The following is a 19543-nucleotide window of genomic DNA, read 5'->3' as shown; positions in this document are numbered from 1 at the left end:
ATATGGATTTTATAGGTATTAAAGCGCACGAAAATACGACTACAAAAGCCACTCCTTCATCAAGACTCATCTCTCATTTCGTATGACGATGGAGAAGAGCCAAAATACTGTTTATAACATTTACTAAAATATGAGGGGTCTGAGTACCCCAAATCATACGCCACTTCTGCTACACCAATATCTTTTGACCGCTCAAGTATTTCTCTGGCACGTTCCATCTTCATAGCCTTTATGAGGTTAATTGCAGAAAATCCAATCAAAGTCCTTAACTTTCTATGTAACACCATTCTGCTCATACCCATTAGGTCCTGAAGCTTAACTACAGAAAAAGTGGGATCAGAAATATTTTCCTCAATTATTCCTTTTACCTGAAGTAAAAAAGCTTGCTCTTTATCCTCTACCTGCAAGTTCGCTGGCTTTAGCATTAACTCAGCTACCACTTTTCTTCTTAAGGCATCACGTGTCTTTAGAATATTGCTACACCTAAGCACCAATTCTTCAATATCAAATGGTTTGGTAATATATTCATCAGCACCTTTTCCTAAGCCATTAAGTTTATGCCTAATATCATCTTTCGCTGTGAGCATAACAATTGGGATATGATCAGTGTCCATCTCTCTTTTTAAGCATTCCACTAGCTCTACTCCACTCATTCCCGGCATCACCCAATCCGTAATAATAATATCTGGAATGGTATCCCGGGCAATTTGCAAACCCTTTTCTCCACAATCAGCAGTTAAACAATGATACTTCTCATTTAGATTTTCTTCAATATAGTTTAAGAGCTCGGGATTATCTTCTACAATCAAAATTGTATAGTCGTTTTTACTATCATTCATAATCTAAATTAACAAAAGACATAATTCTTAAAGGAATTTCTTACATGATGAAAACAATATCACAATACATCATGTTTCAAATTTGAAGGTGATAGGTTGATTGGATTAACTAAATATAGTAAAACTGCTCAAATAAAATGCATTTATTTTCATGAAAATTACTTCCTATAGCCTATAACTAAATTCCTCCTATGAAAAGCCCCCACTCCTCCAGTGTGGCTCATATTTTAACCAGAATTATGCAATAGAGATCTATTCCGCATTAAAACTGACAGTAATCTAAGCATCCCGTCAGTCGCCGGGACAGGCATTACTTAAATTTTGCTACTCACCGTAGTGGTGCTATGCCTCCGTTGCAAAATTCTGCGTGAGTACTTATCTAACAGCCACTTTGTCGCTCATAACGAAGTCTATTGCATAATTCGGGTTTAATTAAACGTGTTTGCCATTCGAAAAACAGATACAACCTCATTTGCTTTCGTTCAGAAGGAATATAAGTAAGTATGTAAGAGATGTGTGTATAATAGAGTAGCCTCAAGGAGAAGGGTATGCAGACAGTAGTAAAACTACAGGATTGGGGGGGGTGAGGTGTTTTATATGAGAGTTACAATATGATCGCTAATTACTTCCCCATAAATATTGCTTGATCGTTTGAAGTCATTTTGAATGCGAAGAATTAGTATCGGACTATTTTTCTGCGTGGGGACCACATTTAAAAACTTGATACAGTTTTTGAGTTACAAAACTTTGAGGGTGGTCCGGGAACCCAAACAGTTCCTCATCCATCACATACTCAGCAGATCCCCAAAAGGAATCTGCAGCTTGAGCTTCCATCTGCTTCAGATCCCGGGTAACATCTTGTAGAGACTCTTTTGCTGCAGGAAATTCATCTTCCAGGGCATAGCTGGTAAATATTTCCCTTAGTTCTTCGGCCTTAATCCTTAGATCCTGGATGGTATCAAATTCTTGGTCAAATACTGATCCTTGATGAAACAAAAAAGCCTCTCGGATTACTTCAAGAGGCTTCTAACTTTCATTGGGTTTCAACTTGAATCACCGTGGTGACCCCGATGGGATTGCTCATTCCACAACTCATGCCGCACAACCTTTCACGTTCCCAGAAGTTATTTCAAATGACTTAAAACAAAAAACCGAAGCATTTCTACTCCGGCTTTTTATGTGATCCCGCTGGGATTCGAACCCAGGACCCTCTCCTTAAAAGGGAGATGCTCTACCAGCTGAGCTACGGAATCTAAACTCCTCCCTTTAATGAAATCGGGGTGTTTTGACTACCCCGTTTTCCAATGGAGATGCAAAGGTAATGTCTCGGATATAAAATGCAAAGCTTCTGTAAAAAATTTCTTAAAAAAGATCAGACCATCCCATAAATATGCCTTTCCTGTAATCTTATGGCACTTTCATCGTTTATTTAAATTCGTACTTTTATCTTTGAGCCTGTTAAAAAATTAATTTAACATTTATGAAGATCAGCATCATCTGTATATTATTCATACTGGTATCAGCCCAATTGCCTGCCCGGGACCAGACAGACAACGCCCAGTTGCAGGCAGATTCACTATTTCAGGCCAGAAAGTATACGGAGTCATTTGAAATCTATCAGCATTTGTTGCATAAAGAGCGATTGGTTTCTCCTTCCATGTTATTAAAAATGGCCTTCATCAAGGAAGGTCTGGGTGACTATACCCAGGCATTGTACTATCTGAACTTATACTACCTTCATACGGCAGATAAAAAGGCGCTGACAAAAATGGAAGAGCTGGCTAAAAAGAAGGACCTTCGGGGGTACGAATTCAACGACCTGGAGTTTTTTAAGACCATCTTCTTTAAATACTTTAATGAGATCGTACTTGTTCTGCTCACAATATCGCTCCTGCTCATGGTATTGATACTGTACAGAAAGAAAGCAGACCAACGGCCTGTTGGATTAGCCATCTCAATAGTTGTGGTACTCGGACTGCTCTTTTATACCCTTAACTTCGGCAAAGATTACAATCGGGGTATTATTACCCAAAACAACACCTACCTGATGGAGGGACCATCTGCAGGAGCGAAAGTGGTAACCATAATAGGTAAAGGTCACCGCCTGCCCATCGGAGGACAGAAAGATGTATGGACACAGACAGAATGGGAAGGGAAAGAAGCATACGTAAAGCAGGATAAGATCAGGAAGGTATCTTTCTTTTAGTACTTCATTGTAACCACTCCCCTGTATATTTGATTAGAATATTTGATCATATAATAGTAAACGCCTGAGGCCAAATCATCTCCGGTCCACCTAAAATCACGATCGGAACTGCTAAAAACTTCACGGCCCCAGCGATTATAGATCACCACACGCTCAAACTTCCCACCGCAATTATCGACAGGCAGGATGTTTTCCTCCTCCTGGGTCTCCACATTCAATTTATACATCCCGAAATACTCATTGATGTTGTCACCGTTAGGAGTAAAAATATTGGGGGGCAGAAAAACATCGCTACCACCAGGTATGTCTTTGACATGCACTATGAGTATTAATTCGCTTGCCATGGGATCTGTACAATGAGCATCCTCCAGCCTAAAGGTAAGAGGAATAAAGACCTCGGACTGCCCGGCCAGAACAGAGCAATCCGTTACCCAGCTAAAACGCGAAGTTGTCGTACCTTTACCACTGGCATCAGAAAAATTATAGCCGGCATTTTCATCTCTGTTCAAAAGGGTAAGGAATATTGAATCCGCCTCCTGATCAACGCCCTTTAGCCTCAGGTCTATCTCTTCTCCTACAATGAGATGTATACTATCCGGGCTCACTGACAAATCATTCAAACTGCTGACTGACAATTTCGGGGCTGTATTTACAGGCGGTGAAAGCACGAAATCAACTGTAAGTGTATCTCTGTTAGTGATCTCGCACTTATCAAAATCTTCGATCATAAAATACACCCTGAATGAATCTTGTTCAGCGAGATTAAACCGTTCACATAGCAGGTTCCAGGTAAAGGTAGAATTGAGCTGAGTAGGCACTTGGGGAGGCGTAGATTTACCTTCTCCACTCACACCATTGTAGTTGATGCCGAAATCTGAAAATTCAAAGCCGACCGCAAGGGCCTCAATAACAGCAAAATCTCCATCCATATCGGTTCCGCGAACATCGAAACTGATCACTTCATTAAGGGGGGTTTCTATCAGGTGGTAATTTTCCGGGTTGGCACCCAGCTTATTACTATAAATAACGGGTTCGCTGTTGTAAGGAAGTATAATTTCCAGAAACAGGTCTACTACTACAGGATCTTCGTAAAGACAGTCATCCTCATCCTCCAATACCACCCGGAGCTCAAACTCTGTTTTACCATCAAAACTTACCTGCTGACAGTCGTAATTCCACTCCAGCCAGGTCTCATTTTGACCCGCTATATTGGTCTTTTCCACTACTGACATCCCATAATCGGCCAACTCAAAATCAACAGATGTAACTGTCATACCCATAAAGTCATTGTTAGCATCCTGGCCCAGCAACTCAACGATCTTTAGTCCCCCGGAAGCTTCATTAACAACTACAGTGCGCTGAATGGCCGTTGAATAGCCGGCATCTTTATCTTCTTTATGGCGTAAAACAGGGATGTCGTTATCAGGTGGTGTAATTGCCACTGTCAGCCTTACGGTGTCTTGTAAGGGTTGTGGACAGGTATTATCAAGCCCGATAAAACTTACCTCAAAAGGCAGGTCTCTTGTCGGAGGACAATCAGTGAAGCATACTTCAGCATCCAACCTGTCACCGGACGGAGATGTATCCAGAATGGTAATAGTGAAATTTTCTTCATCATACCCCACAGGGTCAAGCTTCAGGCTTACTTTCCCGCCTTCCGAGTCCTCCACGGTAAAGCGCACACACTTGCTGTCATCTGCCAGGAAGTGGAGCACATCTCCTTCCTGGTAAGTGGTGCCATCTTCAAGTTCTATAGCTACATCAGGTTGATTACCTGCAGGCGGACAGTCGATCACCACCATCTGAAAATCCCTGCGTACCTCTCCGATTTTTTCTCCGTCCCTGAACTCCTCGCATTTCACAGCAAACACAAATATGCCAGGCTCCGTTGGTGTTACGCGCAGCAGCCCGTCTTTACTGATGGTCAGATCGGGATTACCATGTACAATATTGTTAAGACTATAAGTATCCGACCAAATGGTATTGGGGTAAGGAGCCGTTGACGGTGGTTGAGGGTGCGGGTCGGCAGATGGGGTATTTAAGGGCTCCACCAGGGTATACACCAGAGAATCTCCGTCCACATCCTTGCCTTTAAAATCTGCATAATAACCCCTGTTAACACAGGCATAGTCACTCAGTGGAGGAAAAAGCTGTGGAGAACTATTAATAAACCTTTCACCGTTTCTGATCAGTGGAGGTATCTCGAGGTAAAATGTTTGCCCGGCACCTATGCCTCCCGCATTGGGATCTTCACTGACGATATTTACAATGTTATAATTCCTGCAACAACGCTGCCATACAATATAATAACCATCAGGGTCACCGAACTCTTCCGGATTTAGAGAAATCGATGAGCTGAACAGCATCCTGGTAGTTTTGACAGTAGCATCATCAGCACAAGCCGGAATAGTGTATTGCACCAGTTCTTCCGAAACAAATGGCAAAGCCACCTGCCGCATGGGTACATTATCACTTTTGCGAAAGATCCAGGCTATAGGAGTAGGTGAATACTTTGCCCCCGGATTGCCATAGATCTCATCAAAATAAATGATGAGGTTGAGGCGATAATTATTACCACTTACATATATCAATTCAAACTCACCTCCTACGATATGAGAAGCAAATGAATTACCTTTGCTGGTCAATATCAGGAGCACGATTAACAGGAACTTCTTCATACGCAGTTCAATGTAGTTAAATCATCAATTAAAGTCCTGATTGATCGATTGGAGAACATGAAAAACCTGTATCCGCATAAAGCTAAACAGCTAAACATTGGGTTGAGGCATCTCATATGACCTTAATAAATGGATTTACACAACATGAAGATAAAAAATAAAGTTTTAAAAGACATACAAATTGAAGGGATTGCAGCAGAAGGGAAATGCATAGCAAGATATGAAGGGCAGGTGATATTCGTTACGGGAGTAGCGCCGGGAGATATAGCTGATATTAAGGTGATCAGAAAAAAGAAATCTTTCTTAGAGGCTATCCCTGTAGCCATCCACCGATTATCTTCGCAGCGGCAGGAACCTTTTTGTTCGCATTTCGGCACTTGCGGAGGCTGTAAATGGCAGCATATCAGCTATGAATCTCAGTTGCACTACAAACATCAGCAGGTAATTGATCATCTGGAGCGAATCGCGAAGGTGCCCATACCGGAAGTTTCGCCAATTATCCCTTCATCGGAAACCACCTACTACAGAAATAAGCTGGAGTTCACCTTTTCCAATAAAAGGTGGCTTACCAAGGAAGAGATCGATCAGAGTGATGACCTGGACAGGGATGCATTGGGATTTCATATACCTGGTCGTTTTGACAAGATATTGGAGATTGACCACTGCTACCTACAGCCAGACCCGTCCAACGCCATTCGGCTTGCAGTGAAAAAATATGCAAAAGAGCATGACATAACTTTTTTTGACCTCATCACTCAGCAAGGCTATTTAAGAAATTTAATCATCAGGACTGCATCCACCGGTGAGGTGATGGTCATACTACAGGTAGCAGGTGATGACAAAAAGGTACTTACTGGTATCATGGAGCATTTAAAAGAAACTTTCCCCGTAATAACGTCTTTGAACTATGTGATCAATACCAAAGGAAATGAGACTTTTCACGACCTGGAAGTGGTAACCTGGCACGGACAGCCTTATATCCTGGAAGAAATGCCGTTGCCCGACCAGCCCGGCAAAACGGTAAAATTCAGGGTAGGTCCCAAATCTTTTTTTCAAACCAACGCCAAACAGGCTAATGAGCTATACAAAAAGGCCTGGGAACTGGCAGGCCTGACCGGTAACGAATTGGTTTATGATCTGTACACCGGCACTGGCACTATAGCTAACTATGTGGCACAAAATGCCAAGAAAGTAGTGGGAATAGAGTACGTAGAGGCTGCCATAGATGATGCAAAGGTAAACTCACAAATCAACAACATTACCAATACAGTGTTTTTTGCAGGAGATATGAAGGACCTTCTGAATAGAAATTTTATCGAAAAACAAGGGCAGCCTGATGTGGTCATCACCGACCCTCCCCGGGCAGGCATGCATGCAGATGTATGTGAGGTACTACTAAAAGCTGCCCCTCAACGTATTGTGTATGTGAGCTGCAATCCGGCTACTCAAGCCAGAGATATAGCATTGTTGGATGAAAAGTATAGCGTGACAGCAGTAATGCCGGTGGATATGTTTCCTCATACACACCATGTTGAAAATATTGTGCTGTTAGAAAAGAAGTAGCTGCTTTTTAACTACTCCTTCGGCAGCTCGATGTAAAAAGTGGTTCCTTCATTTTCGACACTGTGGAGCCAAATTTTACCCCCGTGCCATTCAACAATGGTTTTGATAATGGACATCCCCAGGCCCACCGAAGGCTCACCCTTCAGTCCGGGCCTCCGCGCCTCTGTAAATCGTTCGAAAAGGCTTTTATGATATTTCGCCGGAATGCCTATTCCATCGTCCGCCACTGACAGCAAAACGGTATCTTTTCTTTCCTCAAGGGCAACTGATATCTGTCCTTCATCCCTGGTGAATTTAATGGCATTAGAGATCAGATTATTTACCACCTGGTTAATTTTATAGGCATCCATTTCCAAAAAAATGCTTTTCTGAGATGTGGTAAATTTAAATTTTTTATGCACTTCCCTCGCAGACCCATTGTATTGCTCCATGATCTCCCTCATGGTGTCTACTATATTTTCCCTTTCCTTGATCAAGATCGAATTTTTCGACTGAATAAATTCATGTTTCACAAACTCCCTGATCAACCTTATGCTTCTTTCTGTAGTTTCTTCTATCATATTTACCATTTTTTCCAGCATAGGATGGTTGTGCCGCTCCAATTCTTCTGTCATCAGAGACGCAGCGCCCTTTATCTTCGTCAGGGGACCTGCCAGATCATGTGATAAAATTTCCAGAACAGAATCCTTTTTGGAGGCAAACTTTTTCATTAAGTCCTCATTCTCTCTTCGCGAGGTAATGTCCTCCACAACACCTACTACCACGGCTTCTTTATTATTAGAATACCAGGCCACTTTAAGCCAGCGCAATTCCTTCTCGGCTGAGTTAATACGAAATTCCAACACCTTCCTTTTGCCCTTTTTAATCCCCCGGTATGCTTCTATGACATGTTCTCTGTCGTCCGGGTGTACCATCTCAAGTATACTCTCCGGTTTGGTTGATATCTCCGCTATGGATCTATTGAATATGATCTCTACAGCAGGATTAATATAAAGGAGCTGCAGGGAAGCGTTGTTAAAAGCGAAATAACCGTGATGCGCATGGTCAGCGGCTTCTTCAAAATAAGGGAGGACATGAGACAATTGATATTGCATTTTAGGCAGGGTCAAGAATTTCCTTCGTTTTTTAAACAATCACATCAATCGAAAGTTAACCGATTAATGTAATTTACTGCGAATAATTGCTATTGCCAGGATGTGCTGATCATTTAAGAAAACACCAATGTCTGCATTATACTTGTCCCAAAAAGTGAAGCTCCCCGACAACTGTGCGGAGCTTCACTTTTTGGGATTTACACCTGTATACCATTGCACTTCGGTGCGCAGGCGCAAGCCCTTGCTCTGCCAAAGCAGCTATACGAAGGCGAGCTTGATATTGATGTTTTCTTAAGGCCATTTGGAGTTTTCTTATAAGCACTACTTATTTTTAAAGGAAATATGATACCGTTGAATAAGATTAAAAATATATGGCAAAAGTTTCCTTTTGAAGCTGTGGTATGGCTATCAGCTTTGGCCTATTTTGCGATAATGGATCCGGGTGCTGAAAATCACTTCACCATCTGCCCACTTGGAGCGTTTGGGTTTGACCACTGTCCGGGATGTGGTTTAGGCAGGTCCATATCTTTGATATTTCATGGCCGGCTCCGCGCATCATTTCAAATGCATCCGTTAGGATTATTGGCAATAATAATATTATCTTACAGAGCTTTTATGCTGATTTACAACACATTTAAAACAAAAATCGATTAATAATTATGGCCAATGCAATGGATTTAATGCCTGAGCTTCATGGAGAGGAATTAGCGCACGTTCAAGCACTTATCAATAATATGGACGATGCCAAAGCTGCAAGGTTCATCAATGCCTATAGGGCAAGGAGAAAAAATCCCCAAGACGTACTGATTTTTGCAATTATCGGGCTTCTGGTAATACCAGGTCTCCAACGATTCATTCTAAATCAAATAGGAATGGGGCTTCTTTACTTTTTCACTATCGGATTGTGCTTCATTGGCTCCATTATAGATCTGGTGAATTATCAAAAACTTGCTTTTGAATATAATCAGACTGTAGCCGATGACATAAAGTTCAGCATGGGCAGCTAAGCTACTTATCAGCGCTGCTTTGCCTTTGAGGATTCGGACTTCCCCTGTTTTTTTGGTATATTGTTTAAGTTGTCATTTTATTCATTTTTTGAAAAAGCCGAATTATACCAGGTTTATAGCAATAGTATTTGCTTTCATTGTAGTTTACGTACTATTACTAAGCGTTCTTATAAAAATAGAAGAAGGCGACCCAAGAGCCAATATTAAATCATTTGATGATGCCCTTTGGTTTTCTATTGTCACCCTTACAACGGTTGGTTATGGAGACTTACATCCTGTGACAGATCAGGGTCGGCTTTTCGGATCCATATTTCTAATTTTCAGCCTTGGCTTTTATGGGATCCTTATCGGACAAATCACTAATATTATGAACACGGTTAAAGAAAATAAAAAAATGGGAATGCATGGGACCGGTTTCAATAATCATATAGTTATGATCGGCTGGTCAGATTTTGGTAAAGCTGTTGTTGATCAGTTGATAGCAGCCGGAAAAAATGTCGCCATTGTCACCAAGGATAAAGATAATATCGATATTATTCATGAGTATTATTCGTCAAAGCAAGTATTCTCACTGTTTTCAGACTACAATAATTTTGACCTGCTCCAGAAATTAAATATTCAGGGATCCTCCATTGTATTTGTTAACCTGCAGGATGACACTGAAAAATTGGTATACATTCTGAATATAAAAAAGCACTATGAAAATCTGAACTATGTCGTCACCCTTGATAACGCCAACCTGAAAAGTACTTTTCAAAGCGCAGGGGTTACTTATACCATCTCCAAACATGAAATAGCATCTAAGCTACTTGCCAGCTATATATTCGAACCGGACGTAGCTGTATATAGCGAAGAGATCATAGCTTTCCCACAGACCGATGAACACTATGACATCAAACAATTTATGGTCCTGGAAAATAACCCATATCAGGGGCAGTACTATGACAAAGTATTTTTCGATATGAAAAAGACTTTTAATGTAGTGCTCATTGGAATTGTGAAAATAGAAAATGGCAAGAGAACATTATACAAAAACCCGAGCGAAACCATGTCCATTTCTAAAGGTGACTACCTGATCATGATCGCCAATAAAAACTCCGTAAAGAAACTGAATAAGTTTTTTGCTATCGAGGAAGGGTATATATCCTAGTGGCTAGTCCCTGGTGGCTGGTCGCTGCAGATTGACCCTGGCTACTGGAAACTGAGAAACTGAAAACTGCAAATTGCGAACTGCAAAAATACGCGTTTCCCTTACCTAAAAGTAGGTGAATTCCCTGAAACAAATTCCGCTCCTTATAACGATATTGTAGTTAGAACCAAAAGGAGTAGTTGTTATGAGGAGTTATATAAAAATATTGTTTTTGGCGTGTCTGGTAGCAGGGATATTTGCCTTTCACACACGTCCGCGACTTTCCAATGCCTTTAACTATAAGGGTAAAATTCATGCGGTGCAGCATGCATATGCTGATAAATTCGAAAAACCGGAAGGAGTTTCGACCGGATATGACGTATATATGGGCTCAACCAGCTCCAATGCAGATGCCTACTCGTTAAATTACATCAATTTCAACATCAACAGCAACAGTATTAAAGGCATTACTCCCGGAGTATATCACTTTAGCAGTTCAAGTAATCAGCCGTTTACATTTTCAAAGGGCAAGATCTTCATTGATCAAACTAATGCTAAGGAGGCATTCTATGTGACTGCGGGCGCTATAAAGGTGTCGAAATGGGGAGAACGGCACATCATCGAATATCAGTTGAAGCTTAACAACGGGGAAAATCTTAACGGCATTTTCAAAGGTAAGATAGAAGGAATAGACAGACCTTCTTAAAAGCGGAGAAAGCCTGAAAACCCGAAGCTGGAAGTACTCATCCTTGTCAGCCTAAGCAAATTTTCGGAGAGGAACAGAGAAAATATCCAGAAATTTCCCGAACTGAGGCAGAAGCCTGATTTTATGCGGCATCACAGATCAGGGCAATTTCTGATCTCCGCTCTGCTGCGTCAGGCATGACGAAAAAGAAACAGCCCCGGGAACCACCCCGGGACTTTTCAACCTAAACCCAAATACCAACTTCACGTACCTAAATTTGAACTTCGTCAAGATTCATAAATTCTATTTGACCACTCTCATTAAGATCAACGGCCACAAGGGCGTCTTTATTGACCTTACCGGACAATATTTCTTTTGAAAGTTCATTCAATATTTCCCGCTGAAATACCCGCTTCAATGGCCTGGCTCCAAATTGAGGATCAAAACCTGTTTTAGCTATATAATTCAACGCCTTATCTGATATTTCAAGCTTCACACCAGCTTCATCTAACCGCTTTTGTATCTGCTTAAACTGGATATCCACTATCTTTCTGACATCCTGCTTGGAAAGCGGCCTGAACATAATTGTTTCGTCTACACGGTTTAAAAACTCTGGTCTGACAGACCTCTTCAATAGTTCAAACACTTCCACCTTCGTTTTTTCGATCACGTCTTCTACGTTCTCGTCATTTAAGGCTGCAAAATTATCCTGAATTATCGAAGAACCAATATTTGTGGTCATAATTATAATAGTATTTTTAAAATTAGCCACACGACCCTTATTATCAGTCAGTCTCCCATCGTCCAACACCTGCAGGAGAATGTTGAACACATCAGGATGCGCTTTTTCTATCTCATCCAGCAGTACTACGGAATAAGGCTTCCTTCTCACTGCTTCGGTTAGCTGGCCACCTTCATCGTAGCCCACATATCCGGGAGGCGCTCCTACCAGCCTGCTCACAGAATGCCTCTCCTGGTATTCGGACATATCTATCCTCACCATGGCGTTTTCGTCATTGAAAAGGTATTCTGCTAAAGCTTTTGAGAGCTCCGTTTTACCTACACCGGTGGTTCCCAGGAAGATAAAGGAGCCAATCGGCCGCTTAGGATCCTGTAGCCCCGCTCTGCTTCTGCGTACAGCATCGGACAAAGCTTTTATGGCTTCCTCCTGCCCTGCTACGCGTTTGCCTAATTCCTGCTCTAAAGATAACAGTTTTTCCCGGTCACTTTGCAACATTTTTGATACAGGAATTCCAGTCCACCTCGCCACTACCTCGGCAATATCCTCACTGTCAACTTCTTCTTTCATTAAACTTTCTTCCTTCATTTCAGAAGTTTTTTTCTGATACTCCTCCAGGTGCCTTTCCGCCTCTACCAGTTTACCGTATCGTATCTCGGCCACCTTGCCAAACTCACCGGCTTTTTCCGCCTGTTCGGCCTCGAATTTTAGCCTGTCGATGTTTTCTTTTTCCTGTCTAATGTTCTGAATGATAGCTTTTTCGTTCTCCCATTTCGCTTTCAGATCATTCCTTTTCCCGGCCAGGTCGGCAATATCTTTGGTCAGCAACCTTTCTTTTTCCTTATCCTTCTCTCTGCGGATAGCCTCACGCTCGATCTCCAACTGCATGATCCTACGGTTCAGCTCATCCAGCTCTTCCGGCATAGAGTCCATCTCCAGCCTCAGCTTAGAAGCAGCTTCATCCATCAGGTCAATAGCCTTATCTGGCAGAAATCTGTCAGAGATATACCTGTGAGATAACTCAACAGCAGATATTACGGCATCATCTTTAATACGCACCCCATGGTGCAACTCATATTTCTCTTTGATACCTCTTAGTATGGAAATTGCATCCTGGGGAGATGGTTCATCTACGGTTACCGCCTGAAAACGCCTTTCAAGCGCTTTATCCTTCTCCACATACTTCTGGTATTCTTTCAACGTGGTAGCGCCAATAGCATGCAGCTCACCTCTTGCCAATGCCGGCTTCAGGAGGTTCGCGGCATCCATAGCGCCTTCACCTCCACCAGCGCCTATCAGCGTATGTATCTCGTCAATAAACAAAATGATCTGTCCTTCAGAATCTGTTACTTCTTTGATAACCGCTTTCAATCGCTCTTCAAATTCACCTTTATATTTGGCCCCGGCTACCAGTAAGCCCATGTCCAATGAGATAATGATCTTGTCCTTTAGATTTTCAGGCACATCACCATCTACAATTCGCTGGGCCATACCTTCCACTATTGCCGTTTTGCCCACACCAGGCTCACCCAGCAAAATAGGGTTGTTCTTTGTTCTTCTCGATAAGATCTGTAATACGCGTCTGATCTCATCATCACGGCCTATTACAGGGTCTATCTTACCTGCTTTGGCCTGCTCATTCAGATTGATGGAATATCTTTCTAACGAGCGATACTTTGATTCTGCATTTTGGTCTGTCACTTTGCTACCTCCTCTCAATTCTTTAATTCCCGCTATCAACGTCTTACGCTCAAAGCCCACATCTTTTAGCAATGATGCAACTTTGTCCTTTCCTTCGAGTAATCCCAGTATTATGTGTTCAACGGCAATAAACTCGTCTTTAAACTCCTTTAATTCCTTTTCAGCGCGCTGTAATGCTGCTGCGGAATCGTTGGATAGATATGGCTGCTGCCCACTCACCTTCGGATAGCTTTTAATGATCTCATCCATTTTGCCGTCCAAATGCTGCTTGTTGACATTCAATTTCTTTGTAAGAAAAGAAATTACATTTTCATCAGATGTCAGAATGGCTTTCATCAGATGACCGGGTTCTATAGCCTGCTGCTGGTTAGCGCCAGCTATCTCGGCAGCTTTCTGAAGCATTTCCTGTGATTTAATTGTATATTTATCGAAATTCATAATCTGTTAAATTTCCTTTTTCCTGGTATGATCAAATAATCCGCCAGTTGAGAAAATGAAAGAAAAGAAGAAAATATGACAGGATAATAGCGAAAAAATACTATTTTAGTGTCATTATGTCAGGCCTAACTACTTATTGTCATGAAAAAGCTTACACAGTTATGCACCGGTCTTTGCCTGCTACTTAGCAGCTCCAGTTTATACGCGCAACTGAATTTACCAGCCGATGAAGGGCTTAGCAACCGAGCACAATCAGAATATGCGCAACTATCTGATCAGATGAGATTTGACAATTATAAAGCTGCAAAAAAACATCTGGCATGGCTACTTAAAAATACTCCTGAACTACATGAGAGCATCTATATCAATGGCATTAAGGTCTATCAACAGTTTGCAGACGATGAGGAAAATCCCAACGCTCAGTTACATCAGGATTCCGTACTTGTGCTGTATGACCTACGCATGAAGTACTATGACAACGAGAAGAGTCTGATCGACAGAAAAGCCTCTACAGCATATAAATACTACCGGACACGTCCTGAAAAGACCGAAGACCTTTTCAGGATATTCGAAAGAACCTATGAACTCAATGGCAAAGATGTAGGAGTGAATAACCTGGCCACTTATATGGATGTAACAAGAAAATACAATGAAGTTAAGCCCCTGGGCACAGATGAGATACTCAGCAGATACTACAGGGTGTTGGACGCAATTGATCAAAAGGAGCAACAAGGTGGCAACGGTGAAACTTACGAGAAGATAAGGGGCATTGCCACCAAAATATTGCTGGAGATTGTACCTATTGATTGTGATTTTATACAAAAAGAACTGGCCCCGCGCATGCAGAAAGACCCTAGTATGGCAAAAAGAATAGTGTCTTTGTCTTTGTCTCAAAGCTGTACCGGCCGTACTTTTTTTACCGATGCAGTTAAGTTACTCATTAAGGAAAATCCGGATTATGCATTGCTCCGATTCTTAGCCATTAAAGAAGCTGAGAAGGGAAATATGACTGAGGCCATCAAATATTTTAATGAGGCGATCAATGCCACCAATGACAAATCAAAAAAAGCACAGGTTTACTACGATATCGCTGCCAGGATGAGTCAGAATAATAAACCGGAGGCGCGGAATTATGCTGAAAAGGCCTTGCAGACTGACCCTGAATTCAAAAAGGCTTACAAGCTTATAGGCGACCTCTATTTCAACAGTTTTAATGACTGCAAAGAAGAAAAAAGTATGGTGAGTGACCGGGCAATTTACTGGCTGGCCTACGATATGTATCAAAAGTCAGGTGATCAGGAGGCGATGAACAACGCTGCCGGACAATTTCCCACTATGAGCGATATCTTTACTGAAAATAAGGAAGAAGGAAAAACCATATCCATAGGTTGCTGGATCAATAAAAGCACCACCATCAGAAGACGAAAAGAATAGTTTAACGTGAGTTCGATACTTAGTGGCTTTCATAAAACGTCAATGTCCGCGTTACACTCGTTCCAAAAATGCTCTCGTACCTCAGTACGCTCCGCTTTTTGGAACTTCACAAGCCTTGACACTGGCGTTTTCTGAAAGCCACTTAGAGTTTTCTTACAAACACTAATTAATTAATGATCGTCTGTCATATCTTCAAAGGTGTCGTCACCCCAATACATTCTGAATTCAAGATCTTCCTCAGCTATATCAGCCAGCCTCGCTTCTTTATCAATAGCCTCTTTCAGATTTTCATGCATCAGCCACTCATCATTAGCTCTGGCGGCTGCCACAGCTACCAAATAATGAGTAATGCCATGTTCAGGGTTGGCCTGTTCAAATTTTTGAAGGTCCTCCAGCCCACCTACGACATCGCCAGTCAGCAATCGTGCGATACCCCGGTTGTACTCTATTCCTTCTACATCTCCGGCTTTCTCAAAATATTTCAGGGCTAATTCAAAATCGCCCATGCGCGCATGGTATACCCCCAGATTGTAATGCACCCCTTCACTCTCGCGAATCTCAGCCGCCTGGTCAAGATATTCTTTTGCCTCGTCAAATTTGCCGGTGCTGATATAAAATGCACCGAGATTATTGAGCAACACAGGGTCTGTAGGTTCCGCTTCATATGCTTTCACGAAATACCCCTCCGTCTCGTCCAGCTTAGCCTTGATCTTAAGTTTCAGTTTCTCAGGGTCTTCTACGTCCTCTTCCTTAGCTTTATATTTAAATTTAAATTTGTCATTATTCAGATCAAGTTCGCCATCTATATCCACCAGGTCTCTGCTGAAGCCGACCCCTACTATTGCATCATCGCCCCCTACCACGTCTATTTTATCCAGATCAACAGCCGTAAGAGCGCCCAGATCGCTATATACCCGCATGTCTGACGGATAAACTTTTGTGTAGGCAGTCAGCAATGTCAGTCTTCCCGTCTCGGCATCATTCCTCACATAAGCCTGCAGGTATTCTTCCTGGGTAAAGGCATCCTGAAGCGCTGATACAGGCATATCACCTTTTTTCACCATGGTGTTGACGGAGTCAATCTGCTCAACCATATAACCCTCTCTGAATGCGTTTTCAGCAGAGGCAATAATAGTCGCTCTTCGCAAAGGACGCATATACTCTTCTACTACTTCGGGATCACCTACGATCTTATTAAGATCATCTTCTAATTTCTCTAAAGATTCTCTTGCTGAAACCGCATGCAGTATCCTGGTTTTCTTTTCCTGTTCCAAACCGGAATTCCTTACCCCTTGCACAAAACCGAACCAATCCTCAGCGGTAGTTTCTACGTTAATATTGGTATTGCTTAAATATTTACCGTATCCCTCTTTCTTCAATGCTCTGGTAAGCCATTCTTTGGCCACCTCGGTCCTTTCTATAGATAATTCCCGGTTACGTTCCACCGGTCCTTCAGGTGATGCGAAACCACGAATAGTTATTGTGGCTTCCGGATGTGCCTTGAGATAATTTCCTATTACTACCACCTTGCCCTGGTGTTCGTTTACCGGAAAAGTGGCAATATCAACGGGAAAGTCAATTTGAGCTACCACTTTTAAAGGGGCTGACAATGCCGGTGTATAATCAAACTGCTTTAGCTCATACTGCCCTTTAATCGAAAATAACGTACCTGTGGTGATACAGCATTCCGCCAGACCGTCCATGTCATTAAATTCTTTTCCCTTTCTACCATCTTTGTAGCTGTATTTATGCACTATCTCCAGATCATTGCCGATCATATCTTCATCGAACAGGGCACTGGCAGTCACCTCTATAGTGAATCCGTTTCCAGGAGCATCACTAAGTTGTGAAGAGGGAATTTCTATAGGTGCAAACTGAATATCGCCAAGTTCAGGCCGAATGATATATTTGCCATCATGCTTAAATACCCGGTCTTTGGGCATGGTGATCGTAACCGTAAATCGAACGCTATCGCCCTGTACTTCCAGAGGCTTCGGACTAACCTCCGCATGAGGGTCCTGAGCGGGCGCCATTAAAGGTAGCAGAAGCACCGCCAATAAAGTTGCTATATAGTATCTGTAAGAAAACGTCAATGCCTGCCGTACGCTTATCCCAAAAATGCCCTCGAACCCAAGTACGCTCCGCTTTTTGAGCACTTTGCACCTAAGTGTCATAGCACTTAGGTGCGCAGGCGCAAGCCCTTGCTCCGCCAAAGAGGCTTCGCGAAGACGAGCTTGACCTTGACGTTTTGTTACAAGCACTATATAGTTATTTGGTTTCATAGTACATTTGCTTTATTTCAACATGCTTTATCCCAGATACATTTTGATATAAATACAAGGATCATTCCCTGAGAAAAAATACTGATACGGGCACTTGTGGGAACCAAAAGAGCATTTTACTTCTCAACACACTGTGGAGAATGGTTCTCAAAGTTTAACTTTATCCATCAAAACATTTATGGCAAGAATTAAGATCGATCTCCCAGCCCATGTGCAATTCCAAACCACTGTCACTGTTAGAATAAGCGACCTTAACTACGGCAACCATGTGGGCAATGATAGTATACTCACTATCATTCATGAGGGGCGTATGCAATTCCTAAGGCATCTGGGATTTAAAGATGAATTAAATCTCGAAAATGATATTGGCATTATCATCGCAGATGCAGCCGTTGTATATAAGGCGGAGTCCTTCTATGCTGACCGGCTGAACATCGAGATCTCTACGGATGACTTTAGCAAGTACGGATTTGACATGTACTATAAAATTACAAGGGAAGAATCCGGCAAGGAAGTAGCCCGGGGCAAAACAGGTATTGTATGTATGGATTATAAGGAAAGGAAAATAGCCAACATTCCGGAACGTCTATTAACCGCACTCCGTGACCAGGAACTTTAAACTATCCGTTGTGATTTATATATCTTTGCAGATATGATCGAACAAGTGGAAAAAAGAGATATTCGGCAGCTAAGCCTGGACCAGCTCACAGATTATTTTGTAAAGATCGGTGATAAGTCATTCCGGGCAAAACAGGTATATGAGTGGCTTTGGAAAAAGTCTGCCAAAGATTTTGACCAGATGACAAATATCTCGCTGGATACCAGGGAAAAACTCAAGCAGGAGTTTACCATCAACCACATTGCCGTTGACCAAATGCAGCGCAGTAATGATGGCACTATAAAAAATGCCGTTAAGCTATTTGATGGCATGATAGTAGAATCCGTGCTGATACCTACTGACAAAAGAATAACCGCCTGCATTTCCTCTCAGGTGGGCTGCAGCCTCGATTGCAATTTCTGCGCTACCGCCAGGCTTAAACGCATGCGTAACCTCAACCCTGATGAGATCTATGATCAGGTAGTAGCTATCAAAGAGCAGAGTGAGCAATTCTTCAGCCGCCCCTTGACCAATATCGTGTTTATGGGTATGGGTGAGCCACTTCTTAACTATGGCAATGTCATCGAAGCCATTGAAAAAATAACCAAACCCGAAGGGTTGGGCATGTCACCCAAAAGGATCACACTTTCTACTGTAGGCATTCCCAAGATGATCAAAAAGCTAGCTGACGATGAGGTGAAATTCAATCTGGCCGTGTCCTTACACTCCGGCATTAATGAAACGCGCTCAAAGGTAATGCCCATCAATGAAAAGAATCCGTTGGAAGATCTTGCTGATGCATTAAAATACTGGTACCACAAAACAAAAAGCAAAGTCACCTATGAATACGTAGTATGGAGAGGCGTAAATGACAAAGAAAGAGATGCTGATGCGCTTGTAAAATTCTGCAAAATCATTCCTTCAAAAGTTAATCTCATCGAATACAATCCTATTGACGAGGGTGAATTCCAGCAAGCCTCAGAAGATGCGCTGAATATGTACATACAAAAACTTGAAGCAGCCGACATAGTAGTGAAAGTAAGAAGAAGCCGGGGCAAAGACATTGACGCAGCCTGCGGCCAGTTGGCTAATAAGGGTTAGCTATTGAGTTTCCTGTTTCCAGTTTATAGTTTAGAGTTTCCTGTTTCCA

General features: G+C 42.2%; 15 protein-coding genes and 1 tRNA gene. 9 read left to right on the top strand and 7 right to left on the bottom strand.

Annotated features, from left to right (window positions below):
* Positions 1 to 59 precede the first annotated feature (59 nt).
* The 3 genes from C900_RS24215 to C900_RS24205 all read right to left on the bottom strand — a co-directional run bounded on the left by C900_RS24215 (position 60) and on the right by C900_RS24205 (position 2092).
* Positions 60 to 839 (bottom strand): response regulator transcription factor, encoded by a 780-nt coding sequence (locus C900_RS24215; RefSeq protein ID WP_009582974.1) that lies wholly within the window; start codon positions 837 to 839, stop codon positions 60 to 62.
* A gap of 687 nt (positions 840 to 1526) precedes the next feature.
* Entirely contained in the window at positions 1527 to 1835 is a 309-nt protein-coding gene (locus C900_RS24210) for a hypothetical protein (RefSeq protein WP_009582973.1), read from the bottom strand.
* A 184-nt stretch (positions 1836 to 2019) separates the two neighbouring features.
* Positions 2020 to 2092: transfer RNA gene (locus C900_RS24205), tRNA-Lys, on the bottom strand.
* A 227-nt stretch (positions 2093 to 2319) separates the two neighbouring features.
* Between C900_RS24205 and C900_RS24200 the strand changes: the two genes are divergently transcribed.
* Positions 2320 to 3045, top strand: a complete 726-nt coding sequence (locus C900_RS24200) for an SH3 domain-containing protein (protein ID WP_009582972.1) — start codon at positions 2320 to 2322, stop codon at positions 3043 to 3045.
* Here the strand turns inward: C900_RS24200 and C900_RS28910 are convergent.
* Entirely contained in the window at positions 3042 to 5723 is a 2682-nt protein-coding gene (locus tag C900_RS28910; RefSeq protein ID WP_009582971.1) for a T9SS type B sorting domain-containing protein, read from the bottom strand. The two genes, C900_RS24200 and C900_RS28910, sit on opposite strands and share 4 nt — an antisense overlap.
* Before the next feature lie 144 nt (positions 5724 to 5867).
* Between C900_RS28910 and rlmD the strand changes: the two genes are divergently transcribed.
* Entirely contained in the window at positions 5868 to 7286 is a 1419-nt protein-coding gene (gene rlmD, locus C900_RS24190; RefSeq protein ID WP_009582970.1) for a 23S rRNA (uracil(1939)-C(5))-methyltransferase RlmD, read from the top strand.
* An 11-nt stretch (positions 7287 to 7297) separates the two neighbouring features.
* On the opposite strand, the gene C900_RS24185 is transcribed toward rlmD, so the two are convergent.
* Complete coding sequence (locus tag C900_RS24185) at positions 7298 to 8380, bottom strand: PAS domain-containing sensor histidine kinase (protein WP_157494184.1); 1083 nt, start codon at positions 8378 to 8380, stop codon at positions 7298 to 7300.
* A 342-nt stretch (positions 8381 to 8722) separates the two neighbouring features.
* On the opposite strand from C900_RS24185, the gene C900_RS24180 reads away from it, so the two are divergent.
* From C900_RS24180 to C900_RS24165, 4 genes are all read left to right on the top strand, one after another.
* Positions 8723 to 9034: a DUF2752 domain-containing protein gene (locus tag C900_RS24180; RefSeq protein WP_009582968.1), complete on the top strand. Its 312-nt coding sequence runs from the start codon at positions 8723 to 8725 to the stop codon at positions 9032 to 9034.
* Between the two features lie 5 nt (positions 9035 to 9039).
* A complete protein-coding gene (locus C900_RS24175; protein WP_009582967.1) occupies positions 9040 to 9387 on the top strand; it encodes an NINE protein in 348 nt (115 codons plus the stop codon).
* Positions 9388 to 9475: 88 nt separating this feature from the next.
* Positions 9476 to 10537, top strand: coding sequence for a potassium channel family protein (locus tag C900_RS24170; protein WP_051053006.1), 1062 nt, complete (start codon positions 9476 to 9478; stop codon positions 10535 to 10537).
* Positions 10538 to 10721: 184 nt separating this feature from the next.
* Positions 10722 to 11222: a hypothetical protein gene (locus C900_RS24165; protein WP_009582964.1), complete on the top strand. Its 501-nt coding sequence runs from the start codon at positions 10722 to 10724 to the stop codon at positions 11220 to 11222.
* Between the two features lie 250 nt (positions 11223 to 11472).
* Here the strand turns inward: C900_RS24165 and clpB are convergent, their stop codons facing one another.
* A complete protein-coding gene (gene clpB / locus C900_RS24160; RefSeq protein ID WP_009582963.1) occupies positions 11473 to 14079 on the bottom strand; it encodes an ATP-dependent chaperone ClpB in 2607 nt (868 codons plus the stop codon).
* A gap of 141 nt (positions 14080 to 14220) precedes the next feature.
* On the opposite strand from clpB, the gene C900_RS24155 reads away from it, so the two are divergent.
* Complete coding sequence (locus C900_RS24155; protein ID WP_009582962.1) at positions 14221 to 15513, top strand: tetratricopeptide repeat protein; 1293 nt, start codon at positions 14221 to 14223, stop codon at positions 15511 to 15513.
* Between the two features lie 170 nt (positions 15514 to 15683).
* Here C900_RS24155 and C900_RS24150 read toward each other — a convergent pair whose 3' ends face one another.
* Positions 15684 to 17795, bottom strand: a complete 2112-nt coding sequence (locus C900_RS24150; protein ID WP_040497464.1) for a tetratricopeptide repeat protein — start codon at positions 17793 to 17795, stop codon at positions 15684 to 15686.
* Between the two features lie 178 nt (positions 17796 to 17973).
* Between C900_RS24150 and C900_RS24145 the strand changes: the two genes are divergently transcribed.
* Together C900_RS24145 and rlmN are read left to right on the top strand one after the other, a co-directional pair.
* Positions 17974 to 18414, top strand: a complete 441-nt coding sequence (locus C900_RS24145) for an acyl-CoA thioesterase (RefSeq protein WP_009582960.1) — start codon at positions 17974 to 17976, stop codon at positions 18412 to 18414.
* Positions 18415 to 18447: 33 nt separating this feature from the next.
* Positions 18448 to 19494, top strand: a complete 1047-nt coding sequence (gene rlmN, locus C900_RS24140) for a dual-specificity RNA methyltransferase RlmN (RefSeq protein ID WP_009582959.1) — start codon at positions 18448 to 18450, stop codon at positions 19492 to 19494.
* Positions 19495 to 19543 lie beyond the last annotated feature (49 nt).

It is taken from the genome of Fulvivirga imtechensis AK7 (genome assembly GCF_000331535.1).
GTDB classification, from domain to species: Bacteria; Bacteroidota; Bacteroidia; order Cytophagales; family Cyclobacteriaceae; genus Fulvivirga; species Fulvivirga imtechensis.
The sequence above is the reverse complement of the archived record's forward strand: the minus strand, read 5'-3'. Positions and strand labels throughout refer to the sequence as shown.

Bases quoted from the DNA above. Each gene is read 5' to 3' on its own strand.
- C900_RS24215 (WP_009582974.1), bottom strand. From the start codon at position 839: ATGAATGATAGTAAAAACGACTATACAATTTTGATTGTAGAAGATAAT.
- C900_RS24200 (WP_009582972.1), top strand. From the start codon at position 2,320: ATGAAGATCAGCATCATCTGTATATTATTCATACTGGTATCAGCCCAA.
- C900_RS28910 (WP_009582971.1), bottom strand. From the start codon at position 5,723: ATGAAGAAGTTCCTGTTAATCGTGCTCCTGATATTGACCAGCAAAGGT.
- rlmD (WP_009582970.1), top strand. From the start codon at position 5,868: ATGAAGATAAAAAATAAAGTTTTAAAAGACATACAAATTGAAGGGATT.
- C900_RS24185 (WP_157494184.1), bottom strand. From the start codon at position 8,380: ATGCAATATCAATTGTCTCATGTCCTCCCTTATTTTGAAGAAGCCGCT.
- C900_RS24180 (WP_009582968.1), top strand. From the start codon at position 8,723: ATGATACCGTTGAATAAGATTAAAAATATATGGCAAAAGTTTCCTTTT.
- C900_RS24175 (WP_009582967.1), top strand. From the start codon at position 9,040: ATGGCCAATGCAATGGATTTAATGCCTGAGCTTCATGGAGAGGAATTA.
- C900_RS24165 (WP_009582964.1), top strand. From the start codon at position 10,722: ATGAGGAGTTATATAAAAATATTGTTTTTGGCGTGTCTGGTAGCAGGG.
- clpB (WP_009582963.1), bottom strand. From the start codon at position 14,079: ATGAATTTCGATAAATATACAATTAAATCACAGGAAATGCTTCAGAAA.
- C900_RS24155 (WP_009582962.1), top strand. From the start codon at position 14,221: ATGAAAAAGCTTACACAGTTATGCACCGGTCTTTGCCTGCTACTTAGC.
- C900_RS24150 (WP_040497464.1), bottom strand. From the start codon at position 17,795: ATGAAACCAAATAACTATATAGTGCTTGTAACAAAACGTCAAGGTCAA.
- C900_RS24145 (WP_009582960.1), top strand. From the start codon at position 17,974: ATGGCAAGAATTAAGATCGATCTCCCAGCCCATGTGCAATTCCAAACC.
- rlmN (WP_009582959.1), top strand. From the start codon at position 18,448: ATGATCGAACAAGTGGAAAAAAGAGATATTCGGCAGCTAAGCCTGGAC.